This window comes from Fulvimarina uroteuthidis (assembly GCF_034321785.1).
GTDB lineage: Bacteria > Pseudomonadota > Alphaproteobacteria > Rhizobiales > Rhizobiaceae > Fulvimarina > Fulvimarina uroteuthidis.
Map to the genome: position 1 here is coordinate 88021 of NZ_JAXLPB010000002.1, position 19454 is coordinate 107474.

Sequence of the window (19454 nt, forward strand, 5' to 3'; positions counted from 1 at the left end):
TCAAGACGATTTTATCCCGACGCCGTGCTGCGTGCCCCGGCCCCGCCGCGGTCTGATCCAAGCCCGCGGACGATCGGACGATCGTCCGCCGACGGGACCGCGCGCCGCAGCGCCGGCTCGGCGGCGCGAACGGGCGCGGCTTCGCGGTACCGGCGATCGGACAGACCGAGCGCGACGGCAAGGGCCATGGCTTCGGCACGCGCGCGGACAAGCCCGGGCGCATCCTCGTCCATCAGATCGAAGAGCGTGCCGCCACCGAGAAACGGCGCTTCGTAGGCCGCTCTCAGACCCAGACCGACCTCGAGCCGCCGCGTGGCGGAACTGGCCACGATGGCCTCGACCGCACGCGCAACCCGGCTGGGGATCGGCGTGATTGCGTTTGCGACAAGAATCCGTCGGTGGCGGTCCGCGGCCCGTCCGCCGCATTCGTCGAGATGACGTTCGGTCGCGATCACGGCCAGCGCCGAAGCGGGCGAGAGACGAACCGGAATGACCAGACGATCGCAAAGGGCCGCGACCCGCGCGATCGTTGCGGGGTCCCGCCCGGCATCGACGACGACGAGATGGCCACGGTTCGAAGCATCGTTCAATATGCCGGGCAGGCCGGCCGCCCGTTCTGCCCTGATCACGTCGATGTCAGGCGTGCCGAACCCCTTGCGCGCCCAGAGAGCGAGATCGGGATCGTGTGCCGCATCGACCAGAACAACGCGGCCTTCGCTGCACGCAGCCGCGCTCGCCGCCGTCAGGGCAAGGATCGTCGTGCCAGACGATTTGAACGTTCCTATGCCGATCGAGCGGATCACCCGGATCTTCCTTTCTGCCCTTCAACGGACTTGGCCAAAGCCAGTTCACCCTGGCCCCCCGTTTCGCATGACCGAGCGAAACAGGGTCGGCGAGCCGGTTTCATCAACCATCGCCCAGCGTGCACTTTCATACCTCAGGGTGAATTATGACAATTGCGTGAAGCTTGAACCGCAAGAATGTCATTGGGTTTTCCGACATTCCCGGTCTGGGCGAAACGTCGCCTACGCTTGCCTGACGCCTGTAACGGGCGCATATCGAGGCAGGTTGGACCTATTCCGTTTGCAATGGGCGCAACGCTCTTGTTTGATCCGTTTCGACGCGGGGTAAGGCAAGAGGGATAGGGATCGCGTCTTGATCCCTTGCCTGCCTTGATCGTTTTTCGGGAGGAAATTCATGTCGATCGCAATGCCGAAGCCGTCACAAGCCGTCCTGTCGATGCGGAGCGAGATCGTGTCCGCCTTGCGGGCGATCGTGCCGGGCGAAGGCGTGGTCGATGCGACGCGCGAGATGAAGGCCTTCGAAAGCGACGGCCTGACCGCCTACCGCCAGCTGCCGCTCGTCGTGGTTCTCCCCGAGACCGTCGCGCAGGTCTCGAAAGTTCTGAAATACTGTCATGCGAACGACATCCCGGTCGTGCCGCGCGGCGCCGGAACCTCCCTTTCGGGCGGCGCGCTGCCGCTCGAGGACGGCGTGCTTCTGGTGCTTTCCCGGTTCAACAGGGTTCTCGACGTCGATTTCGACAATCGCTGCGCCGTCGTCCAGCCGGGCGTCACCAATCTCGGCATCACCAAGGCGGTCGAGCATCGCGGCTTCTACTACGCACCCGACCCCTCCTCGCAGATCGCCTGCTCGATCGGCGGCAATATCGCGGAAAATTCCGGCGGCGTTCACTGCCTGAAATACGGGCTCACCACGAACAACGTCCTCGGCCTGGAATTCGTGACCATTGAGGGCGAGGTCGTGCGTATCGGCGGCAAGCATCTCGATGGCGACGGCGCCTACGACATGCTCGGACTGCTGACCGGCTCCGAAGGCCTGCTGGGCGTCGTCACCGAGGTCACCGTCCGCATTCTCCAGGCCCCGGAAACCGCCCGCGCCGTTCTCATCGGGTTTCCGACGTCCGAACAGGGCGGCGAATGCGTGGCGGCGATCATCGCCAAGGGCATCATTCCGGGCGGAATGGAAATGATGGACCGGCCCGCGATCCACGCCGCGGAGGACTTCGTTCACGCCGGCTATCCGCGGGACGTCGAAGCGCTCCTCATCGTCGAACTCGACGGGCCGAAAGCGGAGGTCGACCATCTCCTGGCCGAAGTGGAGGCGATCGCGAACCGGAACGGCGCGACCACCACGCGCGTCTCCCAGAACGAGGACGAGCGCGCGGCCTTCTGGGCGGGCCGGAAGGCCGCGTTCCCGGCCGTCGGACGCATTTCGCCCGATTATTACTGCATGGACGGCACCATCCCGCGCAAGGAGCTGCCGCGGGTCCTGGCCGGCATGAAAGAGATGGAAAAGAAATACGGGCTTCAGGTCGCCAATGTCTTCCATGCCGGCGACGGCAACCTCCATCCATTGATCCTGTACGATGCGAACAAGGGCGAACTCGACAAGGCCGAGGAATTCGGCAACGATATTCTGAGACTCTGCGTGAAGGTGGGCGGCGTCCTGACCGGCGAGCACGGCGTGGGCGTCGAAAAGCGCGATCTCATGCCGGACATGTTCTCCGAGACCGATCTCAAACATCAGCAGCGGGTGAAATGCGCCTTCGACGCCAAGCATCTGCTCAATCCCGGCAAGGTCTTCCCCCAGCTCCACCGCTGCGCCGAATTGGGCCGTGTCCACGTCCACAAGGGCGAGGTCGCCTTTCCCGATCTTCCGAGGTTCTGAGCGATGAGCGCGGTTGAAGAACTGGAAAGGCAGGCGCTCGAGAAGTTCGACGAACGGGCGTTCGTCGATTTTCTCCAAGACATAGACGATCGTTCCGGCTGGGGCGATGGCGGCCGCTGGGAACTTATCGGGGGGATACCGGTCGATCTGCCACCAGCCACGATCGGTCACAGCATCATCGCTCAAAATTTGGAGCGGATGCTGGCAAACGCCCTCGGTTGCAATCGTCCAGACCTCGACGTCTTGCGCGAAGTCGGCGTTCGTCACCCCTTGGACGAATATTTCCGCCCGGTTGCGGATGTTGTCGTCTACGAGGTTGCCGAGTTGAACGGGCGTGATCAGGACCGGTTCTTCGAAACCTGCCAGCTTGTGTGCGAGGTGCTCTCGCCCTCCACGCGGCATCACGATCTCGTCTTCAAGCGCCGACGCTATATCGAGCTTCCGGGGTGTCAGCACATCCTGTTTCTGGAGCAAAATGAGATGCGCGCTCGTCATTGGTCGCGCGCGTCGGGTTGGGCCGAGACGGTTTACTCCGCCCCCTCGGACCGCATCGCCCTTCCCGAATTCAGTTTTTCCTGCCATCTGAAAGACCTTTACGCCCGAACGGACCTCGCATGAGCCAGCATCAAGACGGTGCGCGCACGGATATTTCCGGCGCCGACGCCCGCATCTTCCGCCCGGAGACGAAAGAGCAGTTGCGCGAGGTCGTGGCGGGCGCGGTGTCGGAAGAGACCCCGCTTCTCGTCGAAGGCACGGGTTCGAAATCCGGTCTCGGCCGTCCGGTGCAGGCCGGCGCCACGCTCTCGCTGTCCCGCCTCACCGGCGTCACCCTCTACGAACCCGACGAACTCGTCCTGTCCGCCCGGGCCGGCACCCCGATCGCGGACATCGAGGCCCTGGTCGACAGCGAGAACCAGCGCCTTGAGTTCGAGCCGATCGATTACGGGCCGTTGCACGGCAAGCCGCGCGGGCTCGGCACGATCGGCGGCGTCGTCGCCTGCAATCTGGCGGGTCCCCGCCGGCTGAAACAGGGTGCCGCGCGCGACCACGTCCTCGGCGTCCAGGCCGTTTCGGGGCGGGCGGAGATCTTCAAGTCCGGCGGCCGGGTCGTCAAGAACGTCACCGGATACGATCTTTCCAAGGGTCTCACGGGCTCGTTCGGCACGCTCGCGGTGATGAGCGACATCACGATCAAGGTGCTGCCCAAGACGGAAGCCGAGACGACGCTCGTCCTGCGCGGGCTGATGGACGAGGACGCCGCGACCGCGATGGCCAGGGCCATGGGCTCGCCGGCCGAAGCATCCGCCGCCGCCCATCTGCCGATGCTCGTCGCCAGACGCGTCATCGACGGCGCGCTCGGCGACGACGCCGCGACCGTGATCCGGCTCGACGGCTTCGGACCCTCGGTCGACGCACGCGCCAACCATCTCGGCCTCGTGCTGGAACGGATGGGCCGGCTGGAGCGACTGCACGGCGAGGAATCCCGCGCGCTCTGGCGCGACATCAAGGACGCGACCCCCTTCGCGGACGGCACGGAGCGCCCGGTCTGGCGCGTTTCGGTGGCGCCGACGAAGGGCCATGCGCTCGTCATGGGGCTTCGCCGGCACGCCGCGATCGACGCCTTCTACGATTGGCAGGGCGGTCTCGTCTGGCTGCGCATGGAGAGCGGCGAGCCCGACGCAGACCTCGTGCGCGCCGGCGTCGCGCGCATCGGCGGCGGCCACGCCACCCTCGTGCGGGCATCGGAGCAGATCCGCGCCGCAACGCAGGTCTTCCAGCCGCAAGCGGCCGCCCTGGCGGGATTGTCGAAGCGGCTGAAAGAGCAGTTCGATCCCGGCGGCGTGCTCAATCCGGGGAAGATGGGGTAGGATCGCTGGGAGCGGATGCGTGGGCAAGGGAACGACCGACATGAACTGGAACGATCTTTTCGAATCCAAACCCGACGTGATGAGCGGCGCCGTCGTGTTCAAGGAAACCCGAATTCCGATCGAAGCCCTGTTCGACAATCTCGCCAGCGGGCTTTCGCTTGACGAGGTGCTGCAGAACTTTCCGAGGATCGGGCGGGAACGGGCGGAAGCAGCGCTTCAGCTTGCGGCGCGGGAACTTCACCATTCGGCGGCATGAGGCGGATCCTGCTCGACGAGTGCGTGCCTCGCCTGTTGGCACGGTCGCTTCAAGAGCTCGGCGTCGACTGCGAACCTTTCCCGGAGGCCTGGAAACAAGTCTCCGACAGTGCCTTACTGGAGCGAACGCAAACGGAAGGATTCGCGCTCCTTCTCACATGCGACAAAGATCTGCCATGGCAGCAAACCCTATCGAACAAGCCATTCGGCCTGATCGTCCTGCAACCAACAACTGGCCAAAACTGAAAATGCTTGCGCCATCGATCGCTGAACTCATCGGCTCCATGGACCCTGGCGCGAAGCTTCAGATGAATGTCGACGGCAGCGTTGCCGCTTTGACGGAACAATCGCGGAACTGAAACCAGAAAGCTCGTTCGAGACGCTTCGACCATATCGCCAGGACGCGGCCGGACATGATCCGATCGTTTTTTTTCAGACCATATGGCGACCGGGCCATCGAGGGGTGAGGAGGACCCTGACACATGCAAACCCATTTTGCCCCCCAGCAGCTCGACAATCCCGATGTCGCCCATTCCGCCGGCATCATCCGCAAATGCGTGCATTGCGGCTTCTGCACGGCGACCTGCCCCACTTATGTGACGCTCGGCAACGAGCTGGATTCGCCGCGCGGGCGCATCTACCTGATCAAGGAGATGCTGGAGAACGACAGGCCGGCGGATGCCGAGACCGTGACCCATATCGACCGGTGTTTGTCCTGCAATTCCTGCATCACGACCTGCCCCGCCGACGTCAACTACATGCATCTGGTGGATCACGCCCGCAACCATATCGAGGCGACCTACAGGCGTCCGCCGATCGACCGGCTGACCCGGCAGATCCTAGCCCTCACCCTGCCCTATCCGCAGCGCTTCCGTGCAAGCCTCACGCTCGCAAGGCTTGCGCGTCCGCTCGCCGGCCTTCTCGACAGGATCAAGCCCCTGAAGCCGATGGCCGCCATGCTGCGGCTGGCGCCCGCCCACGTGCCCGCACCCTCGGCGATCAACGAGCCGGGCACCCGCAAGGCCGCCGGAACCGCGAGAGCCCGCGTCGCGATCCTGACGGGCTGCGCCCAATCGGTTCTCGATCCGCGCATCAACGAGGCGACGGTCAGCCTTCTCAACCGTGTCGGCGTGGACGTCGTCGTCGCCCGAGGCGAGACGTGCTGCGGCGCGCTCGTCCACCATATGGGCCGCGAACACGAAGCCCATGCCTTCGCGAAGAAGAACATCGACGCCTGGACGGGCGAAGTCGAGCGCGAGGGTCTCGACGCGATCATCATCACCGCGTCCGGATGCGGCACCACGGTCAAGGACTATGCCCACATGCTGCGCCTCGATCCCGACTATGCCGAAAAGGCGGCCGCAATCTCGAACATGACCCGGGACATCACGGAATTTCTGGCGACCCTCGACCTGCCGGCGCCGGTCAATGCCACGGGTCTCGACGTCGCCTATCATTCCGCATGCTCCATGCAGCACGGCCAGCGGGTCCAGAAGCAGCCGCGCAAGCTGCTCGCCGATGCCGGCTTCATCGTTCACGAGGTGCCGGAAGGCCATCTCTGCTGCGGATCGGCGGGCACCTACAACATCACCCAGCCGGAGATTGCCGGCAAGCTGAAGGATCGCAAGGTCCGGAACATCGAAAGCGTGAAGCCGCAGGCGATCGCGACGGGCAATATCGGCTGCATCACGCAGATCGCGTCGGGCACCGCGATTCCCATCCTGCACACGATCGAACTGCTCGATTGGGCCCATGGCGGGGAGAAGCCGGCCCTGCTCTCGGGCCTCGAACCACGCCGCGAGTCACGGCCAATTGCGGCGGAATAGGGACGCGATCCGGGCCGATTTGTGTTGACGGTCCGGATGGGGGCTCTAGCTGAGGTCGGGTAGCCGTAACGACCGGAGCTCCGTTTCATGCAGTTTGGCGTCTATATCAGCCTCGCCGCCTATTTCATCCTGATGCTCGGCATCGGGTTCTATGCCTGGCGAAAATCGACGTCGAACTCCGAAGACTATATGCTGGGCGGGCGCCAGCTCAGCCCGTCCGTCGCCGCGCTTTCCGCCGGTGCGTCGGACATGTCCGGCTGGCTGCTCCTCGGCCTTCCCGGAGCCCTGTTCGCATCCGGCCTCGTCGAAGCCTGGATCGGCATCGGCCTCTTCGTCGGCGCCTTCTTCAACTGGATCATCGTCGCCCCGCGCCTTCGCGAGCAGACGGAGCGCTACGACAACGCCCTCACCATACCCGCCTTTCTCTCCAAGCGCTTTCCTTCGAAGGCCATGGCGCTGCGCACCGTGTCGGCGGTCGTCATCGTCGTCTTCTTCGCGGTCTACACCGCCTCCGGCCTCGTGGCCGGCGGCAAGCTCTTCGAAAGCGCGTTCGGCGATCTCATCGACATGGGCGGCTGGAGCGATTATTCGATCGGCATCTGGCTGACGCTCGCCATCGTTCTCACCTACACCGTCATCGGCGGTTTCCTCGCCGTCAGCCTCACCGATTTCGTGCAGGGCTGCATCATGATGTTCGCTCTGATCATCATGCCCCTCGTCGTGCTCTATTCGGGCCAGGGCTCGGGCTTCGGCGGCGCGGGGGAAACGCTGGCCGCCGTCGATCCGGACTTCCTGTCCCTGTTCAACGGGCTGACCTTCTTCGGCTTCCTTTCGGCGGTCACATGGGGGCTCGGCTATTTCGGCCAGCCGCACATCATCGTGCGCTTCATGGCGATCCGCACGCTCCGGGAAGTTCCGGCCGCCCGCAATATCGGCATGAGCTGGATGGCGATCTCGCTCCTCGGCGCCATCGGCCTCGGCGTCTTCGGCCGGGCCTATGCGGTGCGCAACGGTCTCGACGTCGCCGATCCCGAAACGATCTTCATCGTGCTCGCCGATCTCCTCTTCCATCCGCTGGTCACCGGCTTTCTGCTCGCCGCGCTTCTGGCCGCCATCATGAGCACCATCTCCTCGCAGCTGCTCGTCGCCTCGTCCTCGCTGACGGAGGATTTCTACCGGCTGTTCCTGCGCAAGGAAGCCGGCGAGACGGAACTCGTCAATGTCGGCCGGGCCTGCGTCGTTCTCGTCGCGGTCGTCGCCGCCTTCATCGCCGGCGATCCGAACTCTCAGGTCCTCGGCCTCGTGTCCAACGCCTGGGCCGGCTTCGGCGCGGCCTTCGGTCCGCTGATCATCCTGGCGCTCACCTGGCCGAAGATGTCGGGCGCCGGCGCCGTCGCGGGTCTCGTCACCGGCGCCGTCACCGTCATCGTCTGGATCTCGCTCGGCTGGGGATCGAGCTTCCTCGGCGGACCCGGCATCTACGAGATCATTCCCGGCTTCATCCTGGCCTTCGTCGCGATCATCCTGGTCTCGAAGGCGACGGAGACCGCCGGGGAGTTCCGCCCGATCGACGGACGCGCCCAGCCGGCACGATAGGCCGAACCGCGAACACCCGTTCGTCATTCCCCCGCGCGGATGGTCCGACCATCGGCGCGGGGTTTTTCGTTCGTGCCGTCTCGGACAAGCGGTGGCGGATCGCGATCGGTCTTCGGCTTCTCGATCGACGGGATATTGGTCAAACCCGTCGCGGCGAAGAGGCGAGGACGGGATTCCTCAAATCCGATCAAGCTTCCAAGTGCTCGGCGGTGCCTCCGGCCCGACCTCCGCATCGCCCGCCAAAGCCCCCCCCTATCCGGACGGCCGCCTCGCAGGCGCCGGATCGGCGCAGGCTCGAACACGCACATACGAAAAAGGGCCGGTTTCCCGGCCCTTCCGTTCGTCCCGAAGATGCGGCCGTCGTTCAGGCGGCCGTCAGATAATCGTCCGGCAGGCCGGCGAGCACCTTGTCGAGCGTTGCCGGATAGTCGCGCACGCGCACGCCGCAGGCGTTGTAGATCGCATTGGTGATCGACGCACCGACGCCGGCGATCGCGAGTTCGCCGATGCCCTTGCCGGCCAGCGGGCTCGCATGGGGATCGCGATCCTCGAGCAGCACCACCTCGAGCGCCGGGACGTCCGCATGGACCGGCACGTGATACTCGGCGAGATCGTGGTTGACGATCAGGCCGTTGCGCTTGTCGATGACGAGATCCTCTTCGAGCGCGTAGCCGATACCCCAGATCTGGCCGCCATAGCACTGGGAGGTGGCTGTCTTCTCGTTGAGGATGCGGCCCGCCGCGCCCACGGTGAGCAGTCGGCGGATGCGGGTCTCGCCGGTCACGACATTGACGCCCACTTCGCAGAAATGCGCGCCATAGCTCGCCTGATGGGTCTTGTCCGCCGTCTCGCCGGGCTCGATCGTGCCCGTCACGGAGATGGTCTCACCCTTCAGGATCTCCGAGAACGGGATCTGCCGGTTGCCGAAGATGGCATGGCCATCCTTGAGCGTCAGCGTTTCGGCATCCGCGTCGATGCGGTCCGCCAGCTCCCTGATGAGCGCGAGCGAAGCCACATAGACCGACGAGCCGGCCGAATTCGCGCCCCAGGAACCGCCCGAGCCCGACGAGGCCGGCAGGTCCGTATCGCCCAGAACCACGTCGACCCGATCGAGCGGCAGGCCGAGCATCTCGGCACAGATCTGCTGGAGGATCGTGTAGGTTCCCGTGCCGATGTCGGTCATCGCCGTGCGGATGGTGGCCCGTCCGTCCGGCGCCATTTCGATTTCGGCGGAGGATTGCTGCAACTGGTTGAGGCGCGAGGCAGACGACATGCCATAGCCGATCAGCCACTCGCCCTCGCGGCGCGAACCCGGCTTGGTCGGGCGATCCGACCAGCCGAAGCGCCTCGCGCCCTCGTCGATGCATTCGATGAGCCGGCGCGAGGAGAACGGGGTGTCGTCCATCGGATTGACCTCCGGCTCGTTCATCCGCCGGAACTCGACGGGATCGATGCCGAAACGCTCCGCGAACTCGTCGAGCGCGCTTTCCGTCGCCAGCATGCCCGTCGCCTCGCCCGGCGCGCGCACGGCCGAGGTCATCAGCACATCGGTCTCGACGAGGCTGTGGGTGATCATCCGGTCCTTGCCGGCATAGAGGAACACGGACGAAATGCCCGACGGCTCGAAGAAGCCGTTGCCCGGGGAATTGGTCGTATCGGTCTCGTGGGCGAAACAGGTGATCTTGCCCTCCTTCGTCGCCCCGAAGCGCACGCGCTGCACGGTTTCGCCGCGCCGCGAGGTTGCCTGGAACACGTTCTGGCGCGTCATCGCCACCTTCACCGGCTTGCCGATCGCCATGGTGCCGAGCGCGGCCAGAACCGCATCCGGGCTGGTGCCGAGCTTGGAGCCGAAACCGCCGCCGATATAGGGGCTGTGGACGCGCACCTTGTCCTCGTCGAGACCGACGCCGGCCGCGATCTGGCCGATGCCCGATTCCAGAAGCTGACACGAGGTCCACACTTCGAGTGTCGCGCCATCCCAGCTTGCGGTCGAAGCGTGCGGCTCCATTGCCGCGGCGTGATAGGACGGCGTCGTATAGGTCTCGTCGAACGTTACCTCGGCCTGCGCAAAGGCGTGCTCGAAATCGCCGCGCTTGTTGTTCGGCTCCATCGGAGAAGAGCCGGGCTCGCGCACCGTATCACGGGCGGCGATGTCGAACCGGCCGGCGGTTTCGTCATAGGTGACCGCCACGAGACCGGCCGCATTGCGAGCCGTCTCGAAACTGTCGGCGATCACCAGCGCGACCGGCTGATTGTAGTGGAACACCTGGCCGTCGATCGTCTGCGCGGCGGGTGCGCCCGGCTGCGACGCGGCCCGGGTGATCCGGTCGCCGGTGATGATCTTCAGAACGCCGGGAACGGCCTCCGCCCTCGACGTGTCGATCGAGGTGATCGTCCCGCGGGCAATCTTCGCCGGCACGATGAAGCCATAGGCGACATCCTGCTCGGCCAGCCGCTCGTAGGCATAGGGCGCGGTGCCCGTCACCTTCAGCTTGCCTTCGTAACGCGGCGCCCCCTTGCCGATGAGCCCCTGCGTGTTGCGATCAAGGCGGGTCTCGCCGATCGCTTCGTCCATCACGTGCTTGTTCATGTCGGTCATGCTCCTTGCGTCGCCTCGGCGAGCACCGAGATCAGGGTGCGCCGGGCGAGCGGAATCTTGAAATCGTTCGCGCCCTGGCCTTCCGCATCGGCGAGAAGACGATCGGCGGCCTTCGAGAACAGATCGCGCGACGGCGTTCCGCCGATCAGCATCTCTTCGACCTTCGGGTCGCGCCATGGCTTGTGCGCAAGCCCGCCGAAGGCGAGGCTCGCCTCGGAAATCGTGCCGCCATTGGTCTTGATGACCGCGGCGACCGAGACCAGCGCGAAGGCGTAGGACGCGCGGTCGCGCACCTTGCGATAGACATGAAACCCGCCGGTGGGCTTGGGCAGCCGAATGTTGAGGATCAGCTCGCCCGCGTTCAGCACGGTCTCGATGTGCGGCGTATCGCCGGGCAGGCAGTAGAAATCCTTCAGCGGGATCTCGCGGGTGCGTCCGTCGGCGCCTTCGGTCTCGACCACGGCGTCGAGCGCCATCATCGCCACCGCCATGTCGGAGGGATGGGTCGCGATGCAGTGATCGGACGCGCCGAGAATGGCGTGGATGCGGTTGTAGCCGCCGATCGCCGCGCAGCCCGAGCCCGGCTCGCGCTTGTTGCACGGCTGGGAGGTCTCGTAGAAATAGCCGCAGCGGGTGCGCTGGAGAAGGTTACCGCCGGTCGAGGCCTTGTTGCGGAGCTGTCCGGATGCGCCCGCCAGAAGCGCGCGCGACAGAACCGCGTAATTCTTGCGGACGCGCTCGTCGGCGGCCAGTACGGAATTGGTCACGAGAGCCCCGATCTTGAGGCCGCCATCCTCCGTCGCCTTGATCTCGTTCAGCGGAAGCCGGGTGATGTCGACGATCTTTTCCGGCGTCTCGACTTCGAGCTTCATCAGATCGAGAAGGTTGGTGCCTCCGGCGATGTAGCGGCCGCCGAGCGTGCGCGCCTCGCCGACGCTGGCCGCGCGCGTATATTCAAACGGTCTCATGCGGGCTCCTTGGTCTTGGCTGCGGCGGTCTCGATCGCGTCGACGATGTTGGGATAGGCCGAGCAGCGGCAGAGGTTTCCGCTCATGCGCTCGCGAATCTCGTCGCCCGAAAGGTCCGTTCGACCCTCAATGTCCGAGGTGACGTGGCTCGGCCAATTGTCCGCGATCTCGCCCAGCATGCCGACCGCCGACACGATCTGGCCCGGCGTGCAGTAGCCGCACTGGTAGCCGTCATGTTCGACGAAGGCGGCCTGCATCGGGTGGAGGTTCTCGGCCGTGCCGAGACCTTCGACCGTGGTGATGGAATCATTGTCGTGCATGACGGCGAGGGTCAGGCAGGCATTGATGCGCCGTCCGTTGACGAGCATGGTGCAGGCACCGCACTGGCCGTGGTCGCAACCCTTCTTGGAGCCGACAAGGCCCAGATGGTCGCGGCAGGCGTCGAGCAGGGACGTGCGCGGATCGATATCCAGCGCATGGTCCTCGCCATTGATGGTCAGTATAACGTTCACGAATTTCCCCTCGATCGGTCGTTGCGTTTCCAAAGGCCATGCATCGCGTGCCGGCCAGTTTGGAACGGTTCGAAGTAAGGGGGAAACTAAGAAGCGGGCCGAAAGGTTCGAGGGGGCGCTGTACTTTTCCCGTTCGCGACGAAAAGAAGCGGGCTTGATGGCCTGGCGCGTCCCGTGCGCGTTTCGGTTCGCAGTCTCGGCATCGATCAGTTGAAATCCGGACGCGCAGCCTGGATATGAGCGAAATTCTGGGCATCGAAGCCCGCCGACGCCGCGGCGAGATAAAGGGGAAGATCGTCTGTCAGGAGAACCGCATCGTTCCGGGCCAGATGCAACAGGACGCAGTCGGCAAGACCGAGACGGGAAAAATGCCGGTCCTGCGCCGCGGTTCGGCTTGCGACGACGCGCTCCTCGGTCGTGTCGATCAGACGCATCAGCACGAGCGACAGCCGCGAACGCAAAGGTTCGTCGACGTAACGCAGAAGGTTGGAAGTCTCCGTCAGGATGTGAGGGCTGAAAACGAGACCCGACGAGGCTGCCACGAGCGTCTTCAGAATGGCGAAATCCGTCTCGTCATAGCGTTGAAGGCGTTTGTGCGACCGGATGTATTGCGGCCCGAGCATGCCGACCACGAGCAGAACCACGAGATTGGTGTCGAGAAGGAGAGTGCGCGGCGCCGATCTCAATCGATCCCGTCCCGCTTGGTGAAGGACAGGACGCGTCCATCGGCATCATCGATTTTCACGACGCGATAAGTGCGCCTTGCGTCTTCCGCGCCGCTGATCATGGTGAAGGCGTTCTTCTGCATGTTCCACGGTCGCGAAAATCCGACCGTGACGTTCCAGGCTCGATCCCGATCGTCGAGAAAGACCTCTTCGAGACCGAGATCGGTCACGCCTTCCTCGGCCAGGAGATCGGCGACATATTCCTTCGCCTGTCTGACGACTGTCTTCACTTCCATCGAGAGCTCCGCTTACCGCCGCCCGACCGCGATAAAAACCCCGATCGGGCGCGCAATACCTCGAATATAAGGCCCTTCGAAACCGAACGGAAGGACGTTTCAGGCGGGATGCGGTTCCCTCACTCCATCGCTTCCAGTTCGTCGATGAAGCCGGAGATCATGGCGAGGCCCTTGGACCAGAAGGCGGGATCGGAGGCGTCGAGGCCGAAGGGGGCGAGGAGTTCGGAATGGTGCTTGGTGCCACCCGCCTTCAGCATGGCGAAATACTTGTCCTGGAAGCCCGTCTCGGCGTTCTCGTAGACCGAATAGAGCGAGTTCACGAGGCAATCCCCGAAGGCGTAGGCATAGACGTAGAACGGCGAATGGATGAAGTGCGGCACGTAGGTCCAGTAGGTCTCGTAGCCGTCGCCGAGACGCACGGACGGCCCGAGGCTGCGCCCCTGCACGGCCAGCCAGATCTCGCCGATCCGCTCGGAGGTGAGCTCGCCCGACTTGCGCTCCTCGTGCAGCGCCCGCTCGAACTGGTAGAAGGCGATCTGGCGCACGACCGTGTTGATCATGTCCTCCACTTTCTGGGCGAGCAGCGTCTTGCGCTCCTCGGGGGTCCGCGCCTCCTTCAGGAGCGAGCGGAAGGTCAGCATCTCGCCGAAGACCGATGCGGTTTCGGCGAGCGTCAGCGGGGTCGCCGCCATCAGCGCGCCCTGGTCGCCCGCCAGCACCTGATGGACGCCGTGGCCCAGCTCATGGGCGAGCGTCATCACGTCGCGCGGCTTGCCCATATAGTTGAGCAGCACGTAAGGGTGCACGCTCGGCACGGTCGGATGCGCGAACGCGCCCGGCGACTTGCCGGGGCGCAGGGAGGCGTCGATCCAGTCCCGGTCGAAGAAGCGCTGGGCGATCTCCGCCATTTCCGGCGAGAAGCCCGAATAGGCAGACAGCACCGTCTGGCGCGCGTCGCTCCAGGAGATGTCGCGGCGCCGGGCGTTCGGCAGCGGCGCGTTCCGGTCCCAATAGTCGAGGACGTCCATGCCGAGCCATTTCGCCTTCATGGCGTAGTAGCGGTGGGAGATCGAGGGATAGGCCTGGGTCACGGCCGTGTTCAGCGCGTCGACCACCTCGCGCTCCACCCGGTTCGCAAGGTGCCGGGAATCGGCGACGTCCTCGAAGCCGCGCCAACGGTCGGAGATCTCCTTGTCCTTGGCCAGGGTGTTGGTGATCAAGGTGAAGGTGCGCAGATTGCGCGAAAAGACGTTGGTCAGCGCCGCGGCCGCCTTGCGGCGCGTCTCGCGGTTCTCGTCCTGAAGCAGGTTGAGCGTCGCCTCGAGCGCCAGATCCTCTCCGTCGACGGTGAAGCGCAGGCTCGTCAGCGTCTCGTCGAACAGCCGGTTCCAGGCGCCAGCGCCGGTGATGCCCTTTTCGTGGAACAGCTCCTCGACCCGGTCCTCGAGCTGGAACGGCTTGTCCTTGCGAAGATCGACCAGCCAGGGGCGATAATGGTCGAGCGCCGGCTCGGCCGCCATCGCCTTGTCCATCGCGGCGTCCTCGATGCGGTTCAGCTCGAGCGTATAGAAGAGAAGGTCGGTCGCGATGTCCGTGACCGAGCCCTGGATGTCGCCGTAGAACTTCGCCCGCGCCGGATCCGACGTGTCGCCCGCATAGACGAGGCCGGCATAGGAAATGATGCGGCCGAGGAGCTCCTCCAGCTTCTCGTAGTCGGCAACCGATTGCGCGAGGCCCTGCGGATCGTTCGCGGCCAGATCGACGAGCTTGCCGCGCCAGTTCTCCTTGAAGCGCGTCGCCTCCTTGCGCGCGCGATCGAGATCGGACTGAAGCTCGCTCGAAGCCATCGAGGGATAGAGATCGTTCAGGTTCCATTCCGGCAAGGGCGAGGCTCCGTCACGGGCGGCCTCGACGGCGGAGTTCACGATCCTGGAAAAGCTGTTCGTCATGGCGGCGGCCCGATCCTTCGAAAATTTCCGGTTCGGCGAACGGCTTCCCGCCACTCGCCCGGCTTGGCTCTTCAATAAAGATGCGCCAGCATTTCGCCACCGAAAAAACCGAGACAATTCGACCTTATATCGCAGGACAATCTTGTCGACGTTTCTTGAGGCGACCTTCAGGCCTGCCGTGCCAGTTTGGGTCAACCCCGCACCAGAAGGGGACAGTCGCACGGGCCAGACAGGGACGCGATGATCATGACACGACAGGTTTTGGTGGTCGACGACGACCCGATCCAGCGCAGGCTTCTCGATGCGCAGATCTCCCGGATCGGCATGCGGCCGATCCATTGCGACGGCGGACGGGCGGCGCTCGACATTCTTACGGGTCCGAGAGCCCGCGACGTCGCCGTCGTCGTCCTCGATCTCGTCATGCCCGACAAGAGCGGGTCGGAAGTGATGGCCGAGATGCGCCGTCGGCGGATCGACATTCCGGTCGTCGTCCAGACCGCCAAGGAATCGGTCGAGACCGTGGTCGCCGCCATGCGGGCCGGTGCGTTCGATTTCGTCGTCAAGCCGGTGTCGCCGGACCGGTTGCGGACCGCTCTCACCAATGCGGTGAAGATGCTCGACATCCGCCCCGGCCCCATGCAGATCCCGGCCAGCTTCCGCAAGGCCAATCTGCCCGAACCGATGGCCTCGGTCGTCGCCAGCGCCGCAAAGGCCGCCAAATCCTCCATTCCGGTTCTCGTCTACGGCGAGACCGGTGTCGGCAAGGAATGGATCGCGCGCGCCATCCAGACCTGGGGCCCGCGCGCCGGCAAGCCCTTCGTCACCGTCAATTGCGGTGCGCTGCCGGCCGATCTCGTCGAGAGCATCCTGTTCGGCCATGCCAAGGGCGCTTTCACGGATGCGGGCCGCGACCATGTCGGCAAGTTCCGCGAGGCCGACGGGGGCACCCTGTTTCTCGACGAGGTGGGCGAACTCAGCGCCTCGGCGCAGGTCAAGCTGTTGCGCGCCCTGCAGGAAGGTCTCGTCGATCCGATCGGCGCCGATGCGCCCGTGAAAGTGGATGTCCGGGTGCTTTCGGCGACCAACCAGTCGCTCGCCGACGCGGTGCGCGACGGCCGCTTTCGCGAGGATCTCTACTACCGGCTGAACGCGTTCGAATTGACGGTTCCGCCGCTTCGCCAGCGGCGAGCGGAGATCCGCAGCCTTTGCGAACAGTTCCTCGCCCGCTTCGTTGAAGCCGAGCCGCAGTCGCCGGCCCGGCGCTTTTCGGCGGCGACGCTCGATCTCCTGGAAGGCTTCGACTGGCCGGGCAATATCCGGCAGCTCGAGAACATGGTGCGCCGGGCCGTCGTCCTTGCGGACCGCGACATCCTGCAACCGGACGATTTCCGCGCGCTTCTCGTCGCCGGCGAGGCGCAGGCCGCCGCCGCCGCAGGTCCGGTGCCGGATGGGCAAGGCGGCGCCCTCGCCTTCGGGACCCGGGAGGCGAACGCTGCCGAGCGCGGGAACCGGGTGCCGGTCGATCCGGCGGGCCAGGCCGGCCCCGCCGCGGCGAACCGCATCCTGCATGACGGGCGCGGCGAGTTGCGCACGCTCGATGCCATCGAGGCGGACGTCATCCGCATCGCGATCGACCAGTATCAGGGCCGGATGAGCGAGATCGCGCGCCGTCTCGGGATCGGCCGCTCGACGCTTTACCGGAAAATGCGCGAATACGAGATCACCGGCCCCTGAGCGCGCTCTTGCGGCCGGGCGCTCGGCATGCGCAGGCGCGAGCCGTGTCGGGCGCCGCGAAGGACCGCGGACCGGATCCGACCGTCCGCTACGGCAGGTTTTGAATGCGGCATGGTATGTCAAGCGATCGACTTTCCATCGGCAGCATCCTTTTCATGTTTCTGCAACGTTTGGAAAGCTTTAACCTTTACCAGGCCTTAACCCTTACGCGCTAAATTCGCACAATGGGGTCAAGGTGTCATTCTTATGCCGCAGTTCACAGGGAACTGTGGCGGCAAGGATCGCGGCAACCCGCTGACGTAGCCGATGCTTTGGGGGATACGAAGCTCGGAAACGCTCGATCGGTAAGGGGATGAGCTTTGAATTTTGCAATCACCGCCGTGCGCTTGCGCCACTGGGCCCTCGTCGGCCTGGCTTGCGCCTTCGCACTGGGCGCATTCGGGTCCGCACAGGCCTCGGCTGAAACACGCACGCTGAAACTCTACAATCTCCACACCAAGGAGCGTGGCAGTTTCACCTACAAGCGCAACGGCCGCTACGACCAGGGCGAGCTGAAGAAGATCAGCTGGATGCTGCGCGACTGGCGCCAGGCCAAGGCCACGGCGATGGATCCGAAGCTTCTCGATCTCGTCTGGGAAGCCTACCAGCAGGCCGGTGCGCGCGATTATATCAATGTCGTCAGCGGCTACCGCTCGCCGGCCACCAACGGCATGCTGCGCCGGACCCGAGGCGGTCAGGCCAAGAAGAGCCAGCACATGACCGGCCGCGCGCTCGATTTCTTCATTCCCGGCGTCAAGCTTTCCACGATGCGCGCCATCGGCCTGAAGATGCAGGTCGGCGGCGTCGGCTACTATCCGAAATCCGGATCGCCCTTCGTCCACTTCGACACCGGCAACGCCCGTCACTGGCCGCGCATGAACCGCCGGCAGCTCATGGCCGTCTTCCCGAACGGCGGCACCGTCCACGTTCCGTCCGACGGCAAGCCGCTTCCGGGCTACCAGCAGGCGCTCGCCTCCTACAAGGCGCGCCGCAGCTCCTCGGATCTGCAGATCGCCAACGCCTCCTCGTCCTCCGGCGGCGGCAAGACGCTGCTTTCCATGCTCTTCGGCGGTGGCGCCGACGAGGAAGAGGACAATGCCGAAGCGGTTGCGGCACCGGTCCAGGTCGCCCGGGCCCGGCCCCAGGCCGAACCACGCCAGACCGCACCCCAGATCGCCAGCGTGATCCCGTCCTCCCGTCCCACGAGCGGCAGCACGCCGCAGCCCGTCGCCGTCGCGATGCTCGATGCGGGCTTCGATACGGGACGCGATCCCCGCAACGATCCGGCCGCAGCCGTCAATGGCGAGCTCGCCACCTCGGAGGTCGCGTCGCTCGACATTTCGCGGGTTCCTTCGCCGCGCTGGGCGCCCTCGCGCGCCGTTCCGGCAACGCTCGAAAGCGCGACGCCCGAGCGCGTGACGCCGTCGCCGGACGCGACCGCGGCGATGATCGCAGCCCTCGAAACCCAGGCGAACGAAGAAAAGACGGTCGGCTCGGAACTCGCCTACGCCGTTCCGATGCCCCGGGGCCGTCCGGCCTTCAACGCCCTTCTCAACGATCAGGTCGCCGCCGTGATTCCGCCGGACGCCCCGAAGGCGCCGCCGGCCCTGCGTCAGGTGTCGCTGCCCGCACCGAGCGCGCGTCCGATGCAGGACGCCGCACCGGCCGCGCCGGCCATCGATCGGACTTCGATCAGCGCCGTTTCCGAACCGGTCGCGAAGGTCGAGGAGAAGGCCGCTGTGATCGAGACGAAGGGCGGATGGCCGCTCGCATCCCTGCGCAATGCGCCGGCACCGACGGCAAACCCGGGACCGGACGCCGACGGCACGGATGCCATCAGCGCGCGGATCGAGGCAGCTCTCGGCGCGCGATAGGACGCGGTCCGGCCGACGGCCCCGCCCCTGAAAACACAAGAAGCCGGCGCGTCCTTCGATGGACGCGCCGGCTTCTTGTGTTCCGAAAGCTCGCGCTGCCGCCCGGCGCTCTAGGAATCGGGATCGGGACCGCGCTCCGGTTCGAGCCGGGCCAGCGCCTCCTCCAACATATGCACGCGAAGGGCGGACGACAGGTTGACGGTGGGGTCGCGGGCCTCGTCGATCCGCGCAACCAGTTCGGCCGCGCTCACCCCCTCGTCGACGGCGAGCCTGTTGAGCCGGCGCCAGAACGCCTCCTCGAGCGTGATCGAGGTTCTGTGTCCGCGAACCGACAGCGAACGCTTGACGGTCACGGCTTTGCCGCACCATCCTCGGACGCTCCGGCGGCCGGGCCCGGTCTTGGCTCGCGCTTGTGCGCATCGAGGGATTTGACGGATTGGGCGTCGAGAGCGCCTTCGAGGCGCTTCCGGACGAGGGGAACGCCGAATCGTGCGCGGTTTTCGCTGGCCGCGGCCTCACGGTCGCTCCGCGCCTTCGCCTTGCGTGCCCGCCTCAGATTGACGACGTCACCCATCGCCCGCC

Annotated in this window: 19 protein-coding genes; 10 read left to right on the top strand and 9 right to left on the bottom strand. The window is 65.4% G+C overall.

Annotation, left to right across the window (positions count from 1 at the left end):
* Positions 1-11 precede the first annotated feature (11 nt).
* On the bottom strand, positions 12-803 hold the full coding sequence (locus U0C82_RS05405) for a chromosome partitioning protein ParA (RefSeq protein ID WP_322186071.1): 792 nt from the start codon (positions 801-803) through the stop codon (positions 12-14).
* Positions 804-1197: 394 nt separating this feature from the next.
* On the opposite strand from U0C82_RS05405, the gene U0C82_RS05410 reads away from it, so the two are divergent.
* The 8 genes from U0C82_RS05410 to putP all read left to right on the top strand — a co-directional run bounded on the left by U0C82_RS05410 (position 1198) and on the right by putP (position 8236).
* Complete coding sequence (locus U0C82_RS05410; protein WP_322186072.1) at positions 1198-2691, top strand: FAD-linked oxidase C-terminal domain-containing protein; 1494 nt, start codon at positions 1198-1200, stop codon at positions 2689-2691.
* Positions 2692-2694: 3 nt separating this feature from the next.
* The gene (locus U0C82_RS05415; RefSeq protein ID WP_322186073.1) at positions 2695-3309 is read left to right on the top strand and encodes a Uma2 family endonuclease; all 615 of its coding nucleotides are present in this window, start codon (positions 2695-2697) and stop codon (positions 3307-3309) included.
* Complete coding sequence (glcE, locus tag U0C82_RS05420) at positions 3306-4559, top strand: glycolate oxidase subunit GlcE (RefSeq protein WP_322186074.1); 1254 nt, start codon at positions 3306-3308, stop codon at positions 4557-4559. The genes U0C82_RS05415 and glcE overlap by 4 nt, the downstream gene beginning before the upstream one ends.
* A gap of 40 nt (positions 4560-4599) precedes the next feature.
* Positions 4600-4815, top strand: a complete 216-nt coding sequence (locus U0C82_RS05425) for a DUF433 domain-containing protein (RefSeq protein WP_322186075.1) — start codon at positions 4600-4602, stop codon at positions 4813-4815.
* Positions 4812-5060 carry a DUF5615 family PIN-like protein gene (locus tag U0C82_RS18930; protein WP_416186625.1) on the top strand — a complete coding sequence of 83 codons (249 nt, stop codon included), beginning with the start codon at positions 4812-4814 and terminating at the stop codon, positions 5058-5060. Before U0C82_RS05425 ends, U0C82_RS18930 begins: the two co-directional genes overlap by 4 nt.
* Positions 4991-5173: a hypothetical protein gene (locus U0C82_RS05430; protein ID WP_322186076.1), complete on the top strand. Its 183-nt coding sequence runs from the start codon at positions 4991-4993 to the stop codon at positions 5171-5173. The genes U0C82_RS18930 and U0C82_RS05430 overlap by 70 nt, the downstream gene beginning before the upstream one ends.
* Before the next feature lie 123 nt (positions 5174-5296).
* Positions 5297-6640 (top strand): glycolate oxidase subunit GlcF, encoded by a 1344-nt coding sequence (gene glcF, locus U0C82_RS05435; RefSeq protein ID WP_322186077.1) that lies wholly within the window; start codon positions 5297-5299, stop codon positions 6638-6640.
* An 87-nt stretch (positions 6641-6727) separates the two neighbouring features.
* The gene (putP, locus tag U0C82_RS05440) at positions 6728-8236 is read left to right on the top strand and encodes a sodium/proline symporter PutP (RefSeq protein WP_322186078.1); all 1509 of its coding nucleotides are present in this window, start codon (positions 6728-6730) and stop codon (positions 8234-8236) included.
* Positions 8237-8600: 364 nt separating this feature from the next.
* Here the strand turns inward: putP and U0C82_RS05445 are convergent, their stop codons facing one another.
* The 6 genes from U0C82_RS05445 to U0C82_RS05470 all read right to left on the bottom strand — a co-directional run bounded on the left by U0C82_RS05445 (position 8601) and on the right by U0C82_RS05470 (position 15225).
* The gene (locus U0C82_RS05445) at positions 8601-10835 is read right to left on the bottom strand and encodes a xanthine dehydrogenase family protein molybdopterin-binding subunit (protein ID WP_322186079.1); all 2235 of its coding nucleotides are present in this window, start codon (positions 10833-10835) and stop codon (positions 8601-8603) included.
* Complete coding sequence (locus U0C82_RS05450) at positions 10832-11803, bottom strand: FAD binding domain-containing protein (RefSeq protein WP_322186080.1); 972 nt, start codon at positions 11801-11803, stop codon at positions 10832-10834. Before U0C82_RS05450 ends, U0C82_RS05445 begins: the two co-directional genes overlap by 4 nt.
* Positions 11800-12348 (bottom strand): 2Fe-2S iron-sulfur cluster-binding protein, encoded by a 549-nt coding sequence (locus U0C82_RS05455; RefSeq protein ID WP_416186626.1) that lies wholly within the window; start codon positions 12346-12348, stop codon positions 11800-11802. Before U0C82_RS05455 ends, U0C82_RS05450 begins: the two co-directional genes overlap by 4 nt.
* Before the next feature lie 173 nt (positions 12349-12521).
* Positions 12522-13001, bottom strand: a complete 480-nt coding sequence (locus U0C82_RS05460; protein WP_322186081.1) for a PIN domain-containing protein — start codon at positions 12999-13001, stop codon at positions 12522-12524.
* Positions 12998-13276 carry a hypothetical protein gene (locus tag U0C82_RS05465; protein WP_322186082.1) on the bottom strand — a complete coding sequence of 93 codons (279 nt, stop codon included), beginning with the start codon at positions 13274-13276 and terminating at the stop codon, positions 12998-13000. The genes U0C82_RS05460 and U0C82_RS05465 overlap by 4 nt, the downstream gene beginning before the upstream one ends.
* 119 nt (positions 13277-13395) lie before the next feature.
* Positions 13396-15225, bottom strand: a complete 1830-nt coding sequence (locus U0C82_RS05470) for a M3 family oligoendopeptidase (protein ID WP_322186083.1) — start codon at positions 15223-15225, stop codon at positions 13396-13398.
* 246 nt (positions 15226-15471) lie between these two features.
* Here U0C82_RS05470 and U0C82_RS05475 point away from each other — a divergent pair, with 246 nt between their 5' ends.
* Positions 15472-16959, top strand: a complete 1488-nt coding sequence (locus U0C82_RS05475) for a sigma-54-dependent transcriptional regulator (protein WP_322186084.1) — start codon at positions 15472-15474, stop codon at positions 16957-16959.
* Positions 16960-17318: 359 nt separating this feature from the next.
* The gene (locus U0C82_RS05480) at positions 17319-18872 is read left to right on the top strand and encodes a peptidoglycan L,D-endopeptidase MepK (protein WP_322186085.1); all 1554 of its coding nucleotides are present in this window, start codon (positions 17319-17321) and stop codon (positions 18870-18872) included.
* Positions 18873-18982: 110 nt separating this feature from the next.
* On the opposite strand, the gene U0C82_RS05485 is transcribed toward U0C82_RS05480, so the two are convergent.
* Entirely contained in the window at positions 18983-19225 is a 243-nt protein-coding gene (locus tag U0C82_RS05485; RefSeq protein ID WP_322186086.1) for a ribbon-helix-helix domain-containing protein, read from the bottom strand.
* Positions 19222-19446, bottom strand: coding sequence for a DUF4169 family protein (locus U0C82_RS05490; RefSeq protein WP_322186087.1), 225 nt, complete (start codon positions 19444-19446; stop codon positions 19222-19224). Before U0C82_RS05490 ends, U0C82_RS05485 begins: the two co-directional genes overlap by 4 nt.
* Positions 19447-19454: the final 8 nt, after the last annotated feature.